Below are 20,010 nucleotides of genomic sequence, written 5' to 3' on the forward strand. Positions count from 1 at the left end.
TGGTGGTCGCCGGTGTCCAGGGAACGCTGAGGGGAAACGTTGCGCCGGTCAGGATCGCAAGCGGCCTGTATCTATACAACCATTTGGATCGGCCGGCCAGGTGAATACGGGCGCCCGGCCTCCCTGGGCCCGGGGGCAAAAAAGAACGCCAGGGTCCTGGTGGACCCTGGCGTTCGGTCATGCTGATCGTTCTGCGTCGGAGCCTACTTGGCGCCGATCATATGAAGCTTCTTGCCCTCCAGCTGCAGGTTGGGCGGGCCCAGCCAAGTGCCAGTGAGAAGAAGGTTCCAGTACACCCACTTGAACATCAGCTTCACCCAGTGGTTGGCCTCCGTGTCCTGGAGGAGTCCCATGGGGCCGACGGCGGGGAAGGGATATTGGCCGACAACCGGCTCGATCGTGTAGTTGAAGTCGATGACGTAGGCTTTCCCGAAGCCCGATTCGATAAATCAGAGGGCGTGGCCGTCGAATCTTCCGTGCTGCGGCCTCCCATCGATGTACGCCATGATGTTCTCGTGCAGGATGTCTCCCTCGAAGTGGGCGACAGCCCCGGCCTTGGAGGTCGGGACATTGGTGGCATCGCCAATGACCCAGACGTTGTCCTTACCCGCCGGCTGCAGGGTGTGCTTATCCACCGGCACGTACCCCATGGGGTCGGTGATGCCGGAGTCGTTCAGGGCCTGGGAGCCCATGTTCGGTGGGATGGCCACCAGCATGTCATACTCGACCTCGGCGCCGGTATACGAGGAGATGACCTTCTTCTCGGCATCCACCGAGCCGATGTTGAAGTTGGGGGTGATCTTGATGCCCTTGTCGATACAGGACTGGGTGAGGACCTTGGTCGCCACCGGCTTGGTGAACGCTCCGGCCAGGGGAGTGACGAACTCGATCTCCACCTTGTCGCGGATGCCCCGCTCCTGGAAATGCCAGTCGGCCAGGAAGGCGAACTCCAGAGGCGCCACCGGGCACTTGATGGGCATCTCTGCGATGTTGATCACCAGCTTGCCGCCCTCGAACTTCCGGAGTGCCTTGGTCAACTGCTGGCAACCGTCGTAGGTGTAGAAGTTGAAGATGTTCTTGTTCCAGCCGTCCATCATGCCCTCGACCTCCGACGGACGGATGTCGCAGCCGGTGGCGATGATCAGGATGTCGTAGCTGAACGTCCCCGCTGTCTTGGTGGTGACCTTCTGGGCGTCCCAGTCGACGTTGACCAGCTCGGAGATAACAAAATCGACGCCCTTGGGAATGAACTCCCGCTTGGTCTTTTTGATCTCCTTGGAGGTGTTGATACCGAACGGGACGAACAGGAAGCCCGGCTGATAATAGTGGACATTATCCTTGTCGATAATGGTAATGCTCCACTCCTCCGGATCCAGATCCCGCCTCATCTTGTTGGCCATCATGGTGCCGCCGCAGCCGGCACCCAGGATCACGACTTTTTTCATCGTCCGTCTGCCTCCTTTCTTGAGGTTTGCCGCCTGCGGCTCGGTTAAGACCTGGCCATGTGGTCCCCCCGGCCGCCCTTCCAACCCATCCCCAGAGAATCGTTCCGGGGTATCATCCCAGAGCACTAGGCGCAGCTCTCGCTGTGAACGCTGCCCCCTGGGAGCTCATCCGGAAACTCATGCTCCAGCTGGTGGATGCGATTTGCCCGCAGGCAACAGCCAACGGCCCGCATGATCTTGAAGGCGAAGCCTAGAGTCTCCTGGACGTTGGGATCGCGGATCTCGTTCACCATCTCGAAGGGGCCGACATAGGCGGGCGCGCCCAGCTCCACCTCGGAGATGGCAGCACACATCCGGTTCAGCTGATTCTCGCTGCACTTGAAGCCTTGGGTAGCCTCCGCGATGCGGCCAATTACCCGGAAGACGCCTCGTTGTTCCAGGCTGCTCAGAAGCTGCACCAGCTTCGTCACCACATCGGCCTGGCGCGCGATACGGCCCAGCTCGTCCGCCAGCTCCATGCCCGGCCCGACCATGGCCAGCAGCCGGTCGAAGTTGTCCAAATTCACCATGAGCTTACGCAGCAGGCTAGGCAAGACCGCCAGATCGACCTGACCGTCCAGATCGGCGAAGAAGGCGGTTACCTTGGGAAGGATCGCCTTCAGAATGGGGGCCATGTCGTCTTTGAGCTCCATGCCTGCCTTGAGCATGTCCAGGGCAGCGGAGAAGTTTTCCAGATTGGCGACGGCCTTGCGGACGAGATCCCCGAGGACAGCCGGGTCGAACTGGCCGTCCATTTCGGCGAAGAAGCTGGTGACCTTGGGAAGGACAGCTCTGCCGATGGGTGCGAGGTCGTCTTTGAGCTCCATGCCTGCCTTGAGCATGTCCAGGGCAGCGGAGAAGTTTTCCAGGTTGGCGACGGCCTTGCGGACGAGATCCCCGAGGACAGCCGGGTCGAGCTGGCCGTCCATTTCGGCGAAGAAGCTGGTGACCTTGGGGAGGACAGCCTTGCCGATGGGTGCGAGGTCGTCTTTGAGCTCCATGCCTGCCTTGAGCATGTCCAGGGCAGCGGAGAAGTTTTCCAGATTGGCGACGGCCTTGCGGACGAGATCCCCGAGGGCAGCCGAATCGAGCTGGCCATCCATTTCGGCGAAGAAGCTGGTGACCTTGGGGAGGACGGCCTTGCCGATGGGTGCGAGGTCGTCTTTGAGCTCCATGCCGGCCTTGAGCATATCCATGGCGGCATTGAGGTGGTCAAGGTTCGTCAGGGTTTTTCTGAGCAAGAGACCCAAGGCAGCCGGATCGACTTGGCCGTCCATTTCGGCGAAGAAGCTGGTGACCTTGGGGAGGACGGCCTTGCCAATGGGCGCGAGGTCGTCTTTGAGCTCCATGCCTGCCTTGAGCATGTCCATGGCGGAGCCGAAGTGCTCCAGGTTGGCCATGGTTTTGCGCAGCAGGTCGACCAGGGCATCCTTGTCCAGGGTCCCCTCCACGCCGGCCATGAAAGCCGTGGCCTTGGGGGCCGCCTGCTTGATGACCGGCCCCAGATCCTCTTTGAGCTCCATGCCCGCCTTGAGCATCTCCAGGAGCTGATTGAGGTTGCGGACGTTGAGGAGGATGTTCTTGACCAGGAGGGCCAAGTCCTCGTTGTCCATCTGGCCCTCCAACTCGGACATGAAGGACATGACCTTTGGCGTCGCCTGATTGAGGATCGGCACCAGATCCTGCTTCAGCTCCTGGAGCATACCGGACTTCAGGGAATGGATCTCCTCCGAGAGCTTGTCCAACCGTTCCAAGATCAAGGCTTCATCCATAGCTCGTCATCCCCGCATATGAAGGTTGCCGCCGGCAAAGGCGGCCGGGTGCCAAGGGGTGGTCGCACAACCCATGGTCGAGGCTCTATTTTGAGGCAAGCCCTAGACAAAGAAGCTCGACAGCATGGCAATCAACAAGGCAAAGCCGATGAAGACGAACGTCCAGCCCACAGCGCGGGCGAAATTGCGCAGCCACAGCGGGGGCGGAGTGGTCTGGATTTCACGGAGTGAGCCATCGGTCCGGCGCATGGCAAACTCCAAGGCGCGCTCGTGGCGCATTTCCTCCTCGTCGATGCGGCCGGTGAGGATGACCGGGTCGAGGGGAAACTTTTCCACGCGCAGGTGGGTATTGAAGAAGTGGATGAGGAAGATGAAGCCGGTGGCCAAGAGCGCCTCATCAGCATGGATGATCCAGGAGATGTTGACGACGATACCGGGCAGCAGCCGGGTAAAAAAGGCCGGGAACCAGAGCACCAAGCCAGACAGACCGATGACCGCGACGCCCCAGAAGACCGCCAGGTAGTCGAACTTCTCCCAATAGGTGAAGCGTCCGTATTTCGGCTTCGGCCCCAGCCCCAGAAACCACTTGAAGGTGTTGGCGATATCCACGGCGTCCTGGGGCTGCGGTACCATGGACTTGGGCCCCCAAAGGATCTCCAGGAACTTCATACGACCGGAGATCCACAAGTAAGCCACGTAGCCCAAATGCAGGCCGAAGTAGCCGAAGGTCACCACCCCCATCATCCGGTGCAGAACCCCGCAGACCTCAAAGCCACCCAGCAGGTGGGCGATGAGCTTGGCCCATTCCGTCTCATGGAACTTCAGGGGCAACCCGGTTACCGACAGGGTGACGAAGCTGGTGAAGATAAGGAAGTGGGTGATGCGCTGGTAAAAATTGAAGCGCAGGAACCAGCGGCCGGTCGGGTTGCCCAGATGAGGCGGCCCTTCATGGCGAATCTTCACCATCATGCCGCGGATGAACCACAGGAGGGTATGGGCGCCAAAGAACAGGAAGACGTTGATGAGGAGTGCCCCCATCACCTTGAAGATGGCGGTCTCAACAGGGAACTTCACCGGGTCCCCGTGGTCGAGATGCGGCGCGAAGCCGGTGAAGTTGGCCGTGGCGGTGGGATGGCACTTCTGACAGGTGGCCAGGAGGTTCTGGTCGCTGATGGTGGAGGCCGGGTCGGAGGCCGGCAGGACGTTGTGGCTGCCATGGCAGTCTACGCACTTGGCGACGTCGGCAAACCCCAAATCCGCCACCTGACCGTGGTAGGAGGCGATATAGGTGGCGTTGGGATGCTCATGGCAGCCACCGCAGGTCCGGGTGACGTCCAGCAGGAAGGCTTCCTTGTCCACCCGTAAGGTCTTGTGCGGGTCGTGACAGGTGCTGCAGGTGGGGGCCTCGGCAACGCCCTCGGCCAAAGCATGACCGTGGATGCTGGTGCTGTACACCTCGGTGGCTCCGGGGTGGCAGCTCTGACAGGTGCCAGCCACTTGGCTACGGTGGGCTGGGGATCGTGGGTCATCCTTCGGCAGAATCTCATGGCTGCCGTGACAGTCGGTGCAGACAGCCACCCCCAGCAGGCCCTTGCGGCTGGAAATCCCGTGCTGACCCGCCTCGTAGCTGGTGAAGGCGGTTGCCATGTCGCCGACCACACTGGAATCGGCGTGGCAGCTGCCACACGTATCCACCACCCGCAACGGATGAACCCGGGATTGGGGGTCGGAGGCGGGTCGAATGTCGTGGCTGCCGTGACAGTCCGTGCACTTGGCCCCCACCCCGGCGTGAACCCCCCGCCCCATCGCCGTGGCCACTTCCCCATGGCAACTGCCGCAATCCACCTCCAGGAGGTTTTCGGGATGCGGGCTTTCTGTGGCGTCGGTGTGGCAGTCCTGGCAGCCGATGCCGGCCCCCCCGTGGACGGACAGGGCGAACAGGTCGCCGGCCACGTACAGGGAGACCTCCTGCCCGCCCCGGGTGGTAGTCAGGCTTTGATCGCCATGACACTCCAGGCACTCCTCCTGGGCTGAGGCCTGACACCAAGGCACCAGGGGGAGGGCTCCGCCCAGCACGAGGACCAAGAATAGGATGCGCATTCGGGTCATGTCACTCACGCCCTGCCTTCGTCACCGCCGGGTCCGTTACCCCCTGGGCCCGGGTGTGGCCGGATTCCCTCGGCAGGAGGCGTCGGCCGCAGGTCACCATAGGCTCGGAGGTCCGTCGCCCTGCCAGACGTCTGTCCCTTCGTCCCAACCGTATCAGCAACGAGCTCACCATCGACGGCCGATCAACCGCCGATGAGCAGGGCGCCGCCGATCATCGCCCCCAGGATGGTGAGGACAATGAGGACCACCGTCTGGTTCACCTTATCCTTGGGGCTCCAGTCGTCCTTCATGGACTTCATGAGCAGGGAGAAGGTGGCCACAAGCGACAGGGCCAGGAACAGGTAGCCAAACACATCCGTCAGCGACAAATTGCCCATCGAAAATCCTCCCTTTGAACTTGTCCTTTCCTTGAGCGTCCCATCCCGTGCGGTTGTCTGAATACCTCACCGCGCCCCTCGCTTGGCAGCAACGGTGTCGTGCCTCGCTTCAAGCTTCTCGCTTAGAATGACCTGGCAAGCCTTGAGGCCTTCCATAACCCGGCAAATGCCTTCGGCACCGGTGCGCTTGTCCGGCAGCAGGAAGGCAGCTGTGACCATGAGCAGGGAGCCCACCACTACCCCCGCCATGCCCTTGGACAGGTTCAGGTAGCTCAGTCTCGGTGCCTTGGTGATCACGGTTTCGCCACCGGCACCACGGGCCGGATGCAGCGTATGGCCGCTGGTGTGATGTTCCAGGCAATAGATCAGAGACATCACCGCCACCGTGCCGCCCACCAGGCCCAGCCACAGGCGGACGAGCCACACCGAGGCATAGAACTGGGGCGAGGCGCCGGACGCCCACGAGAAGGCAGGAGCGAGAAAGACAGCGACGGCGGCGCCTGCCGCCGGGAGAGCCAGCCGAGACCTGGGAATGGGCATGGACACTGCGGTTCTCCTGGTCAGGGGGGGGAAGGCCGCCGTCGCGGCTGACCTTCAGTGGCAACTGGGGCGCCGCATCAACATTGAGCGCTCATTCATTTCATGCAAGGCAATATACGATTCTACTAGCCTTGTCAAGAACAATCCTTGAGGGGCTGGGAGCCGATAAGCCGATCGGTGACCGCAGGGATGGTGGTGGACCGCCCTCACGAGGGTGAGGCCAACGTCGCCGATCGGGCAAGGTGGGGAAGCAGGTGGGGGGCGGGATGGCAGGGCGAGAGGAACCGAGGCGACCGGGCCGCCAGGGGAGGAAGGCTCCTGGCGGCCCGGTGTCACGGGGGAGGGCAGATCAGGACAGGCAGGCGCCGTCTTGCACCAGGATGGTGCGGCCAGCGTAACGGCATGCGTCGGGATTGTGGGTCACCATGATTACCGTCTGGCCCTCCTGGTTCAGCCCTTGGAGCAGGGCCATGATCTCGCCGGCGGTACGGCTGTCCAGGTTGCCGGTGGGCTCGTCGGCCAGCAAAATAGGCGGCCGGTTGACGATGGCGCGGGCAATGGCCACCCGCTCCTGCTCGCCGCCGGACAGCTGGTCCGGCAGGCGGTGCATCTTGGCGCCCAGGCCGACCCGGGTCAGTACTTCCCGGGCCATGGCCTCCTGGTGGCCCTTGACGCCGGCGCTCACCGCCATGGGCAACTGCACGTTCTCCAGCACCGTCAGATAAGGGATGAGCTGGAAGGACTGGAAGACGAACCCCAGGTATTCGCTGCGGAAATCCGCCCGCTGCTCACTGGTCAGGCGGTAAATATCAAGGCCATCCACCAGCAGCTGGCCCCGGGTGGGACGGTTGAGGCCGCCCAGGATGGCCAGCAGGGTGCTCTTGCCCGAGCCGGATTGGCCCATGATGGTGACGAACTCGCCATCGTCAATGGCAAAGTCCATGAAGCGGATCGCCGAGACCAGGTGGTCGCCGGTGCCGTAATCCTTGCCGATACCGTGGCACTCGATGAGGTGCTCAACTGGGACTTCCATGGCGTCTCCTGTCGCAGGAAGGGACTAGAGGGCCCGCAAGGCCTCGCTGGGATCGAGGCGGCTGGCCTTCTGGGCGGGATAGAAGCTGGCGGCCAGGCTCAGGCCGACGGCCAGCAGCACGGCCACCCCGCCCAGGGAGAAGTTGATGCCGGCCAGTCCCCCCTGGGGCAGGACCAGGGGGACGACCAGCCAGGCGATGCCGTTGCCGGCGGCAAAGCCGAGGGTGCCTCCCACCAGGCCCACCAGGAGGGCCTCCAGGAGGATAATCTGCATGACATGGCCACGCCGAAAACCGATGGCCCGGAAGATGCCGATCTCCCTCGTCCGTTCGTTCACCGAGCCCATCATGGTCACGAACACCAGCAGGGAGCCCACCAGGATCACCAGAAACGAGATCCCGTAGCTGAAGGAACGGAAGAGCTCGATGGACTGCATCTTGGCCAGGACCGCCTGCTTGAGCGCCGTGACCTTGGCGTCCGGGAACTGTTCGGCGATCTGCAGCACCATCTCCTCGATGGGGCAGTCCCGGCAGAAAGCGGCGATCTCCACCAGGGTGATCCGGCCCGGCTTGCCCAGGATCTGCTGGACAGTATGCAGGTCGCCCACCAGGATGGTGTCCTCAGGCCCGCCGGTGGGGGCGAGGATGGCCGTGACCGTGAAGGGGCGGCCGGCCAGGGTGATGCTGCCTCCCGGGTGCAGGCCCAGAGCGCGGGCCGCCTCATCCCCGGCCAGGAGCTGGTCGGGCTGGCTGGGCAAAGTGCCGTTGGCATGCCACCAGGTCTTGAGATTGAATTCCACGGCCAGATCGGCGCCCATGAGCAGCACCTGGCGGCCGTTGATGGTCACAGCGCCCAGTACCTTGGGTGCCACTGCCCCCAGGTTGCGGCTGTCTTTGATGGTGCGGATGCGCGCCAAGTCCTCTTCGGCAAACTCCTGCAACGTGTAGGAAACGCCACCCGCGGCGACGCCGCCGTAGCTCAGAGACAGCTGGTCGCTCCGGGGGGCCATGACGATGTTGGCGCCGAACTGATCCAGACGTTCTTCAATGTCCCGGCTCATGGCCTCGGTGATGGCCACCAGGGTGACGATGGTGGCGATGCCGATGAGAAGACCGGTCACCAGGAAGAGCATCTTGGCCTTGCGACGCCGCAGGTTGTTGAGGGAAATGGAGGCCAGTCGCATGTCACGGCTCCCGGTTGTGCTCGCGGCCGGCGTGGCCGACGCGGTTGAGAAGGATCGCCTCGACGCCCTGGCTGTGAAGAAAGGCGTCGACCCGATTCGGATCCGTGGTCGAGCTGTCCAGGGTCACCACCAGCCGGCCCCGCTCCGGCTCGGAGCGCACACTGCGCACCCCCGGCTGGGCGGCCAGGATCCTTACCGGTTCGTCCGGCCAGAGTCCCTGGACCGTGACCCGGAAGATGGCGTCCTCCAGATGGCGGGTCTGCAGGGCGGCAATGGTCTGAGGTAGGACCAGGGTGGCCAGCCCGCCGAGGATCAGGCAGGTCACGGCAGCGGCCAGGGTGCCGAAGCCGACACCGCGGCGGCGCACCCCCAGGACCCGTTCCCGCTTGGCGCGGTATTTCTCAGGATCATACGGCATAGTCTTCTCCTCGTCCGGCGGATCACAGGCGCCGGTACTTGGCGTACCCGCTGTTCAGGTCGATGTCGCTCGTCAGGATACGCACTTCGTTGTCCTCGATGGTCGCCGGCAACGGTGCCGGGTTGCAGCCTCCCTTGACCTCGCCAATGCGGCTGATGGCGAAGCGCTGGCCGCAGTTTTCGCACACCATGAAGCTGCCGTCCTGGACAAAGCCTTTGCCGGCCTTGTAACAGACGTCGCAGGCGTCCACCGCGGTGCGGATCCGGCCTTGGGCGTCCTTGACGGCGAAGAAGATCACCCTGGTGCCGTCGGCAGCCCGGGTCTGGTAGTGGTGGGCCCGGCCGTCCCCCAGACTCGATACCGGGATGCGCAGCACGCCCTCCTGGGATGCAAGCTCCTGGGGACCACTGCTCCAGGGCCAGAAGGCGAGGACGGTCAGGGGGGCAGCGACAAGCAGAACGGTTACAAAGACGGTCTTGGCGGTTCGCATGATGGCAGACTCCTCATGAAGATGATGAACAAGACGTGCAGCAGGGCCGGTCCGCTATCGGCCGCCGGACAGACGTTGCCACAGCTGCTGCCAGGCGGCGGCTGTGGCGCCGCAGGCCGGGCTGTCGCAGCCGCCGCAGCCGCTGCGGCCGGCAGCCGCGGCGGGCGGCGTCCCGCCCTCAGGGCCGGCGGCAGCCGGCGACGGGGGCGGGGACTGACCGAGGACCCGGGCCGGATAGCCGGCCTCGGTGACCACCCGGGCCACCTGTTCGGCGGCCAGACTGGAATCATGGTCCACCATCACCAGCCCCTGCTGCAGGCTGGCATCCATGGCGCTGATCCCGTCCACGGTCGACAACGCGTTGCTGATCCGGGACAGGCAGGCGCCGCACGTCAGGTTGTCTACCTGCAACGTGGTGCGGATCGGCTCGGCGACCGCAAGGCCAGCGGCAGCCAGCAGGGCGGCCAGGGTCATGACAGCGAGGTGGAACGGCTTGCGGGGCATGGACGTGTCTCCTTCCGATCGGAAAATGGGGCAGGGCCTCGGTGGCTGGTTACGGCGACATCTCAATGCATGGGGCGTGCCCAGGATGGGACTCAATTGGTAACGCTTTGATTTCATGCAAAAAAACATCAGAAGCCCACGGCCAGGCAATCGGGGATGTTCGGCGGAGGTGGATGAGTCTGCAGACTATTCTTCACCCTCTGGAGAATAGTCTGCAGCAGGCCGGCAGCGGCTCAGAGGCCGAACTTCGCGAGGCGGTACAGGAGGACGTGGCGGGGGATCTTCAGGAGACGGGCTGCTTCGGAGCGGTTGTTGCCGGCCTTGGCCAAGGCTTTCTCCACCAGGGCTCGCTCCACTGCCTCCAGGCTGATGCCTTCGTCAGGAATCTCCGGCAGGGGAAAGGCGTCCGGGGCAGCCGGCTCTGGCAGCTGGAGGGACCCAGCCTCGATGACCGGTCCTTTCCTCAGGATCAGGCAGCGCTCCACCACATTCTGGAGCTCCCGGATGTTGCCCGGCCAGGCGTAGTGATGCATGCGGGCCAGGGCAGACTCGCTGAACCGGACCTCCGGGGGGGCACCCAGACGGTCCAGGAACTGTCGAGTCAGAGCGGGGATGTCTTCCCGCCGCTCCCGCAAGGGCGGCAGATGCAGGTGGATGACGCTGAGGCGGTAGAAGAGATCCTCCCGGACCTCGCCGCGGCGGATGGCCTCCTCAAGGTCCCGATTGGTGGCAGCGATGATGCGGACGTCCACCCGCTCCGGCCGGTCAGCGCCCACCGGCTCCACCTCCCGCTCCTGGAGACCCCGCAGGAGCTTGGCCTGCATATCCGGCCGCAGCTCTCCGACCTCATCCAGGAAGAGGGTGCCGTGGTTGGCGGTCTGGAAACGACCCTTGCGGTGCGCCACCGCACCGGTAAAGGCGCCCTTCTTGTGACCAAAGAGCTCGCTTTCGATCAGGGTCGGCGGAATGGCCGAGCAGTTCACCGCCACGAGAGGATGGTCGCGGCGAGGGGAGCGCCGGTGGATGAGGCGGGCCAGCAGCTCCTTGCCGGTGCCGGACTCGCCGGTGATCAGGACCGTTGCCTCGCTGGCCGCCACCGCCACGGCTGTTTCCAGGATCTCGGCCATGGCCGGGTTGCTGGTGGTGATGCCATCGACGCCGGCCAGCCGGTCCAACTCCTCCGTCAGGGCCTGGTTGCGGACCCGGAGGCTTGCCAGCTCCAGGGCCTGGTGGGCGGCAAGCCGCAAGGCCTCCCGGTCGAAGGGCTTGGTGAGGAAGGTGAAGGCCCCCTTTTGCATCGCCTGGACCGCCAGCTCGATGGAGCCAAAGGCCGTGATGACGATCACCGGCGTCTCGGAATTCTCCTCCTTGATCGCGGCCAGCACCGCCAGGCCATCCATGTCCCCCAGCCGGACATCGGTGATCACCAGATCCGGGCGCCGGGTCCGGAACAGAGTCAGGCCAACGGCGCCGGAGGCGGCGGGCAGGACGGTGAAGCCGGCGGCGGCCAGGTTGTACTCGGTGACCCGGCGCAACGAGGGATCGTCGTCGATGAGAAGGACCGTGGCGGTCATGGCAGCGTCTCCGGTGACGGGGGCGTTCCGGCGGGCGATCCTGGGACCGGCAGGCGGATGGTGAACAGGGCGCCGCCCTCCGGCCCCTCCCCGCACAGGAGCTGGCCGCCCAGGCCCTCCACCAGCTTGCGGCTCAGGGACAGGCCCAGCCCGGTGCCCCCTTCCTTGTTGGAGACAAAGGGCATGAAGATCCGCTGCCGATCCTGCGCCGGCACGCCGGGACCGTTGTCCCGGATCGCCAGCTCAAGGGCATCCGGGTCGGCGGCGACCCGGATCTCCACCCGGCCGCCGGCCGCGGGCACGACCTCGATGGCGTTGATGACCAGATTCAACAGCACCTGGGTCAGCCGGCCGCCGTCCACCGGCCGGTCGCCAGCCTCGGTCAGGCCGGCCACCGTCAGCTGGACGGCCTTCTTGCGGCGTTGCCCTTCCACCAGGGTCACCACCCGCTCCACCACTGGCCGCAAGGGCTCCCACGGAGTCGAGCGGCTGGGCACCCCCCGGGAATAGCGCAGCACCTCCTCGACCGTGGCGTTCAGCCGGTTGACCTCCTTGAGAAGGATATCGGCAAACTCCTCCTTCGGATGGCCAGCGGGCAGGTCTTCCCGCAGGATTTCGGCTGCCCCCCGGATGGCGGCCAGCGGGTTCTTGATCTCGTGGGCCAGGGTCGCGGCAAGCTGCCCCAGGGCCGACAGGCGTTGACTGGCCCCCAGCTGCTCCTCCGCCTCCAGCAGGAGCTGGGCCTGGTCGTGGAGGCGAGCGTAGGAGCGCTCCAGGTTCTGAGAGGCCTCCTGGTACTGCCGGCGCAGGCGAGCCTCCCGGCCGGCGATGAAGCCGGTGACCGTGCCGGCGGCCAGATAGAGCAGCACCTCGGTAAGCTCACTGAGGGATGCCCCAGGATCCCGAGCCAGGAACAGCGCCAGATGGGGAGTGAAGGCCACGGAGGACAGGACGGCCACCGTGAGGCCGCCACGCAGCCCGAACCAGATGGCAGCCAGAACGATGGGAAAGTAGGATAGCCGGCGGAAGGTGTCGTGGAAGAAGTGGTACTGGCCCGGCGTCAACAGGTGGGCCAGGCCGATGGCCACCACCATGACCGCCAGGGCGGCGATGCGCAGCTTCTGCATGAGCGGTCCTCTTTCCTTATCAATCGGTATGGGTGACCCGTTGTCAAGTGCGGGTCGTGGCACAAGGACAAGCGGTAGACGTTTATTGACCAATTTCCTAGGATAGAAGGAACAGCCTCGACGCCGTTGTCGGGGAGTCTGCATGCAAGCTGGAGCAACCACAGGCGCCCACGCCATGCCTCGTTCCCGAAAGACCAGGACAGCTGCCGGCCGCGGGCAGTGCGCAGAGGTCGCGACCGGGCCAGCTGCCGGCGCACCGTCGCCGGCTGCCGGCCACGACGGCATCTGGGCCGACATCTGCCGGGAATTTGCGGCCGAGGCGGCGGATCGGCTGGACCGGGTGGAGGAAGCGATCCTGGCCTGCGAGGTCGACGGCCAGGGGCAGGTGGAAGCCATCAACCGCATCATGCGGGGCTTCCACACCGTCAAGGGCAACGCTGGCGTGGTCCTGTCTTTCATCGCCGAGGAAAGGGGCCGCAGGGATCATGTCCTGGCCCGGATGCAGACCCTTGGCCATGCCGCCGAGAGCCACTTCCAGGCCCTGCGGGATGGTGGCCAGGCTCTGGGCGCCGGGGATATCGATCTCCTCCTGGTGATCCTGGACCGGTTGCGCGGCCTGCTCGCAGCCTTCAATTGTGGACAGGCCGGAGGGGAGGTGGCGGATCTGGTGGCCAGGATCGAGCGGGCCCGGGCCTCGGTCGAGGCGCCAGCGGCCGGGCCGCCTGGGCCGTCCGGAAGGGTAGCCGGCAATCTGGCTGCCGAGGAATCCCCGTGCCTGCGGCTTCTCCGGGAGGCCCTGGCCGCCTTGGAGCGGGGACGCCGTCATCTGGATGATGAGGCGGTTCGGCCGCAAGCCTTGCGCCGGATGGGGCTGGCCTTGCGGGATCTGGGCAAGGCGGCCCGGGAGGGCCGGCAGCAGGAGATCATCGCCTTGGCGCAGGAGGGCATAGCGGCTGTTCGGGCCCTGACCGCCGACTGGCAGGGGCAGGGCAAGGCTGCTGCCCTGGCCGCCCTGGAGCGCATCCCGAGGGGGTTGGGCGATCTGGCGGATCGGCTGCAAACGGAGCTGAAGCCAGCTGCCAGCCCGGTGGCCGCCGAGGCCCTGTCGCCGGCGGCCACGGCACCGTCCGCCATGATCCGGGTGCCGCAGCACCGGCTGGATCGGCTCATGAACCTCATCGGCGAGCTCCTGGTGTCCCGGACCGCCTTGGATCAGCTGGCCCGACGGCTGGTCGCTACCGGTCTACCGGCGGAGCTGGCCTCCCGGATCAAGGAGACAGTCGGCTCGGTCTCCCGCCTGGGAGAAGAGCTGCAGGACGCCATCATGGCCGCCCGCATGACGCCGGTCAGTCACGTTTTTGCCCGTTTTCCTCGGCTGATCCGGGACCTCGGCCGCCAGCTGGGCAAGCAGGTGCGGCTGGAGCTGCGCGGTGGCGATACCGAGCTGGACCGGGCGGTGGTGGAGGCGATTACCGACCCCCTGGTGCATCTGGTGCGCAATGCCGTGGATCACGGTCTGGAAAGTCCCGAGGAGCGGGTCCGGGCCGGCAAGGCACCGGAAGGAGCTCTGGTCCTGCAGGCGGTGGGGCACGGTCAGTCGGTTCTGATCTCCGTCCGGGATGACGGTCGGGGCCTGTCCACGGAGCGGATCCGGGCCAAGCTGGTGGCCCGTGGCCTTCTTTCCGCCGGCCAGGCCCAGGCTCTCACCCGGGAGCAGCTGCATCAGCACGTCTTCCTGCCGGGCTTTTCGACCGCTGCGGCCATCAGCGAGGTTTCGGGCCGGGGGGTGGGCATGGATGTGGTCCGGCGGGCGGTGGAGGGCATTGGCGGCACCGTCTTCCTCAGCAGCCAGGAGGGGAGCGGTACCGCGATCAGCCTCACCCTGCCGCTGACCTTGGCGGTCAGCGGCGGTCTGGAGGTGGCGGCTGGCGGCGCCCACTATTACCTGCCGCTGGAACAGGTGGTGGAAGCGGTCAAGGTCGACTCGGCCGCCTTCCATGGCCATCGGGGTGAATCCATGGTGGTGGTGCGCCAGGAGATCCTGCCGGTGAAAAGCCTGGCAGGCCTTCTCGGGGAAGGCCCACGGGAGCCCGGTCCGCCGGCAGCTGACCCGGGCCGGGAGCAGCTCCGCTCCCTGGTCATCCTCCGTCAGGGCCAGCGGCGGGTGGCCCTGGAGGTGGATCGCTTCTTCCGGGAGGAGAGGTATGTCCTCAAGCCCCGGAAGGGCCTGTTGGCGCGGACGCCTGGGGTGCTTGGCGCGGTGATCACCCCGGACGGTCTGGTCAACCTGGTGCTCGATCCCCTGCAGCTGTGGTAGTCCTTCCCGGCCGCGGGCCGCAGCTCCGCCCTTGCCGGCCGCCCGGCCTCGGGGTATAGCTTGGGGCCTGTATCCAGCCGCAAGGAGGAGGCACCATGGCCCACGAGTTTTCGGTCCAGATCCATGCGTTTCTGAGTCAGGAGCTGGCCCGGGCCCGGGAGCGGCTGGCGGCGGCCGTCGCGCAGGGGGACCGTTCCTCGGCCCGGTTTCAGGAGGGGATGGTCGAGGAGCTGCTTTTCTTCCGCGGCCGGCTGTCGGAGAGCTACGACTTGAAGAATCAGAAGTACTTCTAGACGGAGCGGCCATGGCCTACATCTATCTTCTGGAGCTGCACGAGACCATCCGGAACCGGAGCCAGGAGGCCGAGGCCCGGCGGAGACAGGCCGATACGGCCGGCGCTTCCGACGAGGCGGCCTTCCAGCAGGGCCGGCTGGCGGCCCTGGAGGGCCTGGACCACTTCCTGCACCAGGGTTACAACCATCTTCTGCCCCGCCGCCTCCGCGCCCAGCCGCGGCCCTAGGCCTGGTCGGCCCCGGGGCCACCGGCGAGCCAAGCTCTGCCTTCATGCGGCCGATTCCAGACGACGACCTGGCCAGCTGTCGATTGTGTCCCCGCCGGTGCGGCGTCGACCGCCGGCGCAAGCGAGGCTTCTGCGGCGGCGGCGCCCTGGCGGCCGTCAACCTCTGGCAGCTCCATCATGGCGAGGAGCCGGTACTGTCCGGCGGCCAGGGCAGCGGCACCATCTTCTTTGCCGGCTGCAGCTTGCGCTGTGTCTACTGCCAGAACTACCGGATCAGCCAGCTGGGCTGGGGTGCGGAGCGAAGGCCCGAGGAGCTGGCGGCCATCATGCTGGAGCTGGCTGCGGCCGGGGCTCACAACGTCAACCTGGTGACCCCCAGCCACTTCACGCCCCAGGTGCGGGCCGCCTTGCAGCTGGCCCGGGCCCGGGGCCTCACTTTGCCGGTGGTCTGGAACTCTTCCGCCTACGAGGAGCCGGCGACCCTATCCAGCCTGGAAGGCCTGGTGGACATCTATCTGCCGGATCTGCGCTATGCGGTGGTCGCCGCCGCCAGCCGTTACTCGGCCGCCGGCGACTACCCTGCGGTCGCCCAGCGGGCGATCCGGGAGATGCACCGGCAGGTGGGCCACCTGCAGCTGGACGACCAGGGTCTGGCCCGGCGGGGCCTGTTGTGCCGGCTGCTGGTCCTGCCCGGCAACGTCAACCGCGTCGACCTCGCTCTGGATTGGCTGGCCGACCTCCTGGGACCGCGCACCCATGTGAGCCTCATGGCCCAGTACTATCCTGCTCATCAGGCCGCCCGCTTCCCGGAAATCGACCGGCCTGTGACCGAAACCGAGTACCACCTGGTGCAGCGGCACCTGGAGGCCCTGGGGCTGCCCGGCTTTGTCCAGGATCTCGGCAGCCGGCCCCAGTGGACCCCGGACTTTCGGCCCCAGGTCGGGCCAGCCTCCTCCCTCAACCCTGGCCACCTGCCCTCCTTGCCAACGGCGTAGAAGGTGGAAGCCCGCTGCAGTCGGGGGGGTGCGCTGTCAATCCTGGGCGGTGATGCCGGCTGGGGAAATGCCGCGGATGAAGAAGGTGGGGTCGTTGATGAAGCTGGCGAAAACGGCGATGAAGGCCACGGCGGCTGAGGCCATGAGAGACTTGTCCCGGTAGAGGGCGGCCAGGCCCTCCCGCTTCTGCTCCCGGCTGTCGAAGACGAAGTGGTTGAGAAAGAGGCCGTCCAGTCGATGGGAGCCGCGGCGGCGCACCTGGTGGAAGCCGTCGGCATGGGCGTAGGCCAGGACGTCCATGAGCAGGGCCCGCTGCTGTCCGGGCTCCTTGATGTGGTAGGCGAAAAGATGCAGGAGATTGGTCTGCGCCTCCCGGATGCTGGCCACCGCCAGGGAGAGGAAGAGCCGGTCGGCGGCCGGCTCCAGGGTCGGGCCGGCGGCCCGGAGCAGGGAGAGGAAGAGGGCGTTCTTGTACAACTGATACAGGCGCATGGCACCGTTGATCTTGCGGGCCATGGGATGGGGCTGCCGGAGCTTCAGCCCCCGGTAGGCATTGACGAACAGGATGTCGAAGAGCACCTGGAAACAGTGGATGGAGTCGGTGAAGTCCCTCAGATCCACCCGGAGGTCCAACGTGTTGTCGAGCCGATCCGCCAGCTTGATGGCCAGGAGGGCCGGGATCCCTCGGGCGTTCTCGATGAGATGGCCGAGATAGGTGTTGTAGCACTGGCCCCGAGGCTTGGTCAGGAAGTGGAGCCGCTCGTGGAGGAACCAGTTGGCGTTGGCATCGATCTGGATCACGATCCGGCGGTACCGTTCCTCCAGGTGGTCCCAGGTGTCCGGTTCGTAGAGCTCCTCCCGGATGTCTTCGTCCTTGTCGTGGAGCAGGGTGGTGAGCAGATCCAGGGAGCTGGGCTCATCCTGGGCCATGGCCAGGAGCGAGGCGGCCCGGATGGGATGGAGGATGGCCAACGGGCCAAGCCGGCGCTTCTGCCCGCCGTACGCCTCACCCAGATAGGCCAGGCCGTCCAGGAGCAGATCATCCGCCACCGGGGCTTCCTTGTCCCCCACCAGAAGATCGAGAATCCCGCGCCAGTTCACCGGCTCGCCGGAGAGCTGGTAGTTGAGGAACGAGGACAGGGACAGGAACTCCTGGGTATCGATGAGGGGTCGGGCTCTGGTCATGTTCTCGGCCGGAAGGCGGGTTGCGGGGCCACCGGAGCAGCGGCCCCGCAACCGTTCTATCAGGTTGCCCGGCCGGGTTCAAGGAGGACTTGCGGCGCGTCCCCATCTCGGGCCACCGGCCGGGTGGGAAGGGGTGTTGAAGTATTAACTTTTTTGATAAAATATCTTTATTCTCCCTTGTGGAAGGCAGATCAGGCCCGAAGGGACGACAGGCCGCCGGGCTGGGCTCCGACCTGGCAACGGTCAGGGGGAGTCCTTTTTGGACTTGATCCCCGGCCAGCGGGAGGGAAGAATGGGAGAGGCATCCGGGCAAGAAGGCGGTACGCTTCTTGCTCCTGACCAGAGCGGATCACCATGCGCAGACCCGTCCACCATTCCGGCAGCCGTTGCGATCAGGGCTACACCCTGGTGGAGCTTATGGTCGTCCTGGCCATCGCCGGCATTCTGGCGGCGGCGGTGGTGTGGGAGTTCGCCGATCCCCGGGCCGACGTCAAGGCCGGCACCCTGGGCCTGCGCACCGATCTTAACATGGCTCGATTCGAGGCGGTGAGCCGCAACCAGACGGTGCGGGTGGACTTCCTCCTGGACACCGACCTGGACGGCGACGGCGATGCCGACGACGGCTACCGGATCTGGATCGATGACTTCCCGGCCGGTGCCCCGGACGGCACCTACACCGAAGACCCGGATCCGACCCTGGCGGACACCCTGATCAGGGTGGTGCCCTTTCCGGACGGGGTGGAGCTCTATGACATCGATTTTGCCGATGGCCCGGATACCACGCCCAGCGGCGGTGCGCTCGTCGTCACCGACGGGGTGTCCTTTTCCTTCGGCAACAACTTCACCACCTTCCAGTCCAACGGCACCGCCGTCGCCGGCACGGTCTATCTCTACTACCCGGATGACGCCGGCGCGCCAACGGAGATGCGGGTGGCGCCCTATGCCGTGGTGCTTTCGTCCGTTGGCCGGGTGCGGGTGCGGGTCTGGCGGGATGGGGCCTGGCAGCTGCGCTGACCACCGGGGGCCGGCGCCGGTCAACCCCTTACAGGATCTGGTCGATGAGCGAGAAGGTGAGGGCCTCGGAGCTGGGCTCGTGGGTGGGCTGGCGATCGTCCTCGTCGATGCTCCAGTTGTCGCCTGCCGTGCCGTCGCCGTTGGGGTCGCCGGTGGCGGTGACGAGGAAGGAGTCGGTGCTGGCGACGGTCACCGCAAAGGCGTAATGGGCGGTGTCGAAGTGGGTGTCGGTGAAGGCGCCCAGGGCGCCGATGGACGGGGCATAGGCATCGTTCAAGGCGTGGAACATCTCCTGGGTGCGCTGGATGTCCATGAGGATCTGCACCGCGTCGTTTTGCCGGCTCCGGTACAGGTGGTTCATGTAGGCCGGCACGGCCACCGCCGACAGAATGCCGATGATGGCCAGAACGATCATCAGCTCCACCAGGGAGAAGCCCGGGACGACAGAGGTCCTCTTGACAGGGATCATGATCGCGCTCCTGGAAGCCGCTGGGGATGGACGTTGTTGCCGGCCGACCCGGCCGGCCCGCCACGGTCCCGACACCTCTACTTATAACAGGAACCTCGTGTCCCGTCAGCCCCCCCGCCACCCCATTGCCAGCGCCGGCTTCACCATCGTGGAGCTGATGGTGGCGCTGGCGCTGACCTTTGTAGCCTGCGGCGGCATCTACATGAGCTATGTCACGTATTCCAGCGCCGGTGATGCCCAGGAGGAGATGCTGGCCATGCAGCAGAACGGGCGCATCGCCTTGTCGCGGTTGGCCAAGGACTTGCGCATGGCTGGCTTTGATCCCACGGGCGATGCCGATGCCGGCATCACCCTCGCTGGCAGCAGCCAGATCACCTTCACCATGGATCTCAACGAGGACGGCGACCTGGCTGACACTGGTGAGGACCTCACCTATTCGGTGGTGGGTGGTGAGCTGGACCGCAACGACAATACGGTGGTTGGCGAGACCAGATCTCTGGTGGACGGGGTCGATGCCATCGACTTCGTATACCTGGATCAAGACGGCGCGGTGACCGCCGATCTGAACGAGATCCGGACGGTGCGGGTGAGCATCCTGGTGCGGACCATCAACCCGGATGCCACGGTCAACGACACCACCACCTACCTGAACAGCAGCGGCACCGGGTTCTACACCGCCGCCGGCGACCAGTTCCGGCGGCGGGTGGTGGCCACCGAGGTCGCCTGCCGCAACCTGGATGTGGACTAGGAGCCTGTCGGACTTGAGGTCCGAATGAACGGGGTGCTCGACAAGTCTGTTTCAATTTTCCGGGCAGCCGGCCAAGGCGGCTCCGGCGCGGTGTCGGAGCTGTCTGGCAGCAGAAGAGGCCGACCCCACCGACTCGCCTGGCACCGCACCCG

General features: G+C 65.6%; 21 protein-coding genes. 6 read left to right on the plus strand and 15 right to left on the minus strand.

Translation table 11 applies throughout. From position 1 onward, the window contains the following. Positions 1–203 precede the first annotated feature (203 nt). The 13 genes from AB1634_12070 to AB1634_12130 all read right to left on the minus strand — a co-directional run bounded on the left by AB1634_12070 (position 204) and on the right by AB1634_12130 (position 12,610). Positions 204–353 (minus strand): hypothetical protein, encoded by a 150-nt coding sequence (locus tag AB1634_12070; GenBank protein MEW6220253.1) that lies wholly within the window; start codon positions 351–353, stop codon positions 204–206. A gap of 96 nt (positions 354–449) precedes the next feature. Further along, a complete protein-coding gene (locus AB1634_12075) occupies positions 450–1,445 on the minus strand; it encodes an FAD/NAD(P)-binding oxidoreductase (protein MEW6220254.1) in 996 nt (331 codons plus the stop codon). A gap of 125 nt (positions 1,446–1,570) precedes the next feature. After that, positions 1,571–3,256, minus strand: coding sequence for a DUF1641 domain-containing protein (locus AB1634_12080; protein ID MEW6220255.1), 1,686 nt, complete (start codon positions 3,254–3,256; stop codon positions 1,571–1,573). Positions 3,257–3,358: 102 nt separating this feature from the next. Continuing rightward, a complete protein-coding gene (locus AB1634_12085; GenBank protein MEW6220256.1) occupies positions 3,359–5,308 on the minus strand; it encodes a cytochrome c3 family protein in 1,950 nt (649 codons plus the stop codon). A 239-nt stretch (positions 5,309–5,547) separates the two neighbouring features. Then, on the minus strand, positions 5,548–5,742 hold the full coding sequence (locus AB1634_12090) for a hypothetical protein (protein ID MEW6220257.1): 195 nt from the start codon (positions 5,740–5,742) through the stop codon (positions 5,548–5,550). A 66-nt stretch (positions 5,743–5,808) separates the two neighbouring features. After that, positions 5,809–6,282, minus strand: coding sequence for a hypothetical protein (locus tag AB1634_12095; GenBank protein ID MEW6220258.1), 474 nt, complete (start codon positions 6,280–6,282; stop codon positions 5,809–5,811). Between the two features lie 349 nt (positions 6,283–6,631). Further along, positions 6,632–7,315, minus strand: coding sequence for an ABC transporter ATP-binding protein (locus AB1634_12100; protein ID MEW6220259.1), 684 nt, complete (start codon positions 7,313–7,315; stop codon positions 6,632–6,634). 24 nt (positions 7,316–7,339) lie between these two features. Beyond that, the gene (locus AB1634_12105; GenBank protein ID MEW6220260.1) at positions 7,340–8,497 is read right to left on the minus strand and encodes an FtsX-like permease family protein; all 1,158 of its coding nucleotides are present in this window, start codon (positions 8,495–8,497) and stop codon (positions 7,340–7,342) included. 1 nt (position 8,498) lies between these two features. Next, the gene (locus AB1634_12110; protein MEW6220261.1) at positions 8,499–8,915 is read right to left on the minus strand and encodes a hypothetical protein; all 417 of its coding nucleotides are present in this window, start codon (positions 8,913–8,915) and stop codon (positions 8,499–8,501) included. A gap of 22 nt (positions 8,916–8,937) precedes the next feature. Next, complete coding sequence (locus tag AB1634_12115) at positions 8,938–9,405, minus strand: DUF2318 domain-containing protein (GenBank protein ID MEW6220262.1); 468 nt, start codon at positions 9,403–9,405, stop codon at positions 8,938–8,940. 54 nt (positions 9,406–9,459) lie between these two features. After that, entirely contained in the window at positions 9,460–9,909 is a 450-nt protein-coding gene (locus AB1634_12120; protein ID MEW6220263.1) for a heavy-metal-associated domain-containing protein, read from the minus strand. Between the two features lie 233 nt (positions 9,910–10,142). Then, entirely contained in the window at positions 10,143–11,483 is a 1,341-nt protein-coding gene (locus AB1634_12125) for a sigma-54 dependent transcriptional regulator (GenBank protein MEW6220264.1), read from the minus strand. After that, positions 11,480–12,610, minus strand: a complete 1,131-nt coding sequence (locus AB1634_12130; protein MEW6220265.1) for a HAMP domain-containing sensor histidine kinase — start codon at positions 12,608–12,610, stop codon at positions 11,480–11,482. Before AB1634_12130 ends, AB1634_12125 begins: the two co-directional genes overlap by 4 nt. A gap of 175 nt (positions 12,611–12,785) precedes the next feature. On the opposite strand from AB1634_12130, the gene AB1634_12135 reads away from it, so the two are divergent. The 4 genes from AB1634_12135 (at position 12,786) to AB1634_12150 (ending at position 16,442) form a co-directional block, all read left to right on the plus strand. Further along, complete coding sequence (locus tag AB1634_12135; GenBank protein ID MEW6220266.1) at positions 12,786–14,927, plus strand: chemotaxis protein CheA; 2,142 nt, start codon at positions 12,786–12,788, stop codon at positions 14,925–14,927. Between the two features lie 95 nt (positions 14,928–15,022). Beyond that, entirely contained in the window at positions 15,023–15,220 is a 198-nt protein-coding gene (locus AB1634_12140) for a hypothetical protein (GenBank protein ID MEW6220267.1), read from the plus strand. Positions 15,221–15,231: 11 nt separating this feature from the next. Beyond that, positions 15,232–15,447, plus strand: a complete 216-nt coding sequence (locus AB1634_12145) for a hypothetical protein (GenBank protein MEW6220268.1) — start codon at positions 15,232–15,234, stop codon at positions 15,445–15,447. 44 nt (positions 15,448–15,491) lie between these two features. Further along, entirely contained in the window at positions 15,492–16,442 is a 951-nt protein-coding gene (locus tag AB1634_12150) for a radical SAM protein (protein MEW6220269.1), read from the plus strand. A gap of 36 nt (positions 16,443–16,478) precedes the next feature. On the opposite strand, the gene AB1634_12155 is transcribed toward AB1634_12150, so the two are convergent. Beyond that, on the minus strand, positions 16,479–17,627 hold the full coding sequence (locus AB1634_12155) for a hypothetical protein (GenBank protein MEW6220270.1): 1,149 nt from the start codon (positions 17,625–17,627) through the stop codon (positions 16,479–16,481). A 354-nt stretch (positions 17,628–17,981) separates the two neighbouring features. Here AB1634_12155 and AB1634_12160 point away from each other — a divergent pair, with 354 nt between their 5' ends. Further along, positions 17,982–18,641: a GspH/FimT family protein gene (locus AB1634_12160; protein ID MEW6220271.1), complete on the plus strand. Its 660-nt coding sequence runs from the start codon at positions 17,982–17,984 to the stop codon at positions 18,639–18,641. Between the two features lie 28 nt (positions 18,642–18,669). Here AB1634_12160 and AB1634_12165 read toward each other — a convergent pair whose 3' ends face one another. Further along, positions 18,670–19,110 (minus strand): type IV pilin protein, encoded by a 441-nt coding sequence (locus AB1634_12165; GenBank protein ID MEW6220272.1) that lies wholly within the window; start codon positions 19,108–19,110, stop codon positions 18,670–18,672. 97 nt (positions 19,111–19,207) lie between these two features. Here AB1634_12165 and AB1634_12170 point away from each other — a divergent pair, with 97 nt between their 5' ends. After that, entirely contained in the window at positions 19,208–19,858 is a 651-nt protein-coding gene (locus tag AB1634_12170; protein ID MEW6220273.1) for a PilW family protein, read from the plus strand. Positions 19,859–20,010 lie beyond the last annotated feature (152 nt).

The sequence above is a fragment of the Thermodesulfobacteriota bacterium genome (genome assembly GCA_040755095.1).
In the GTDB taxonomy this organism is placed as follows: domain Bacteria; phylum Desulfobacterota; class Desulfobulbia; order Desulfobulbales; family JBFMBH01; genus JBFMBH01.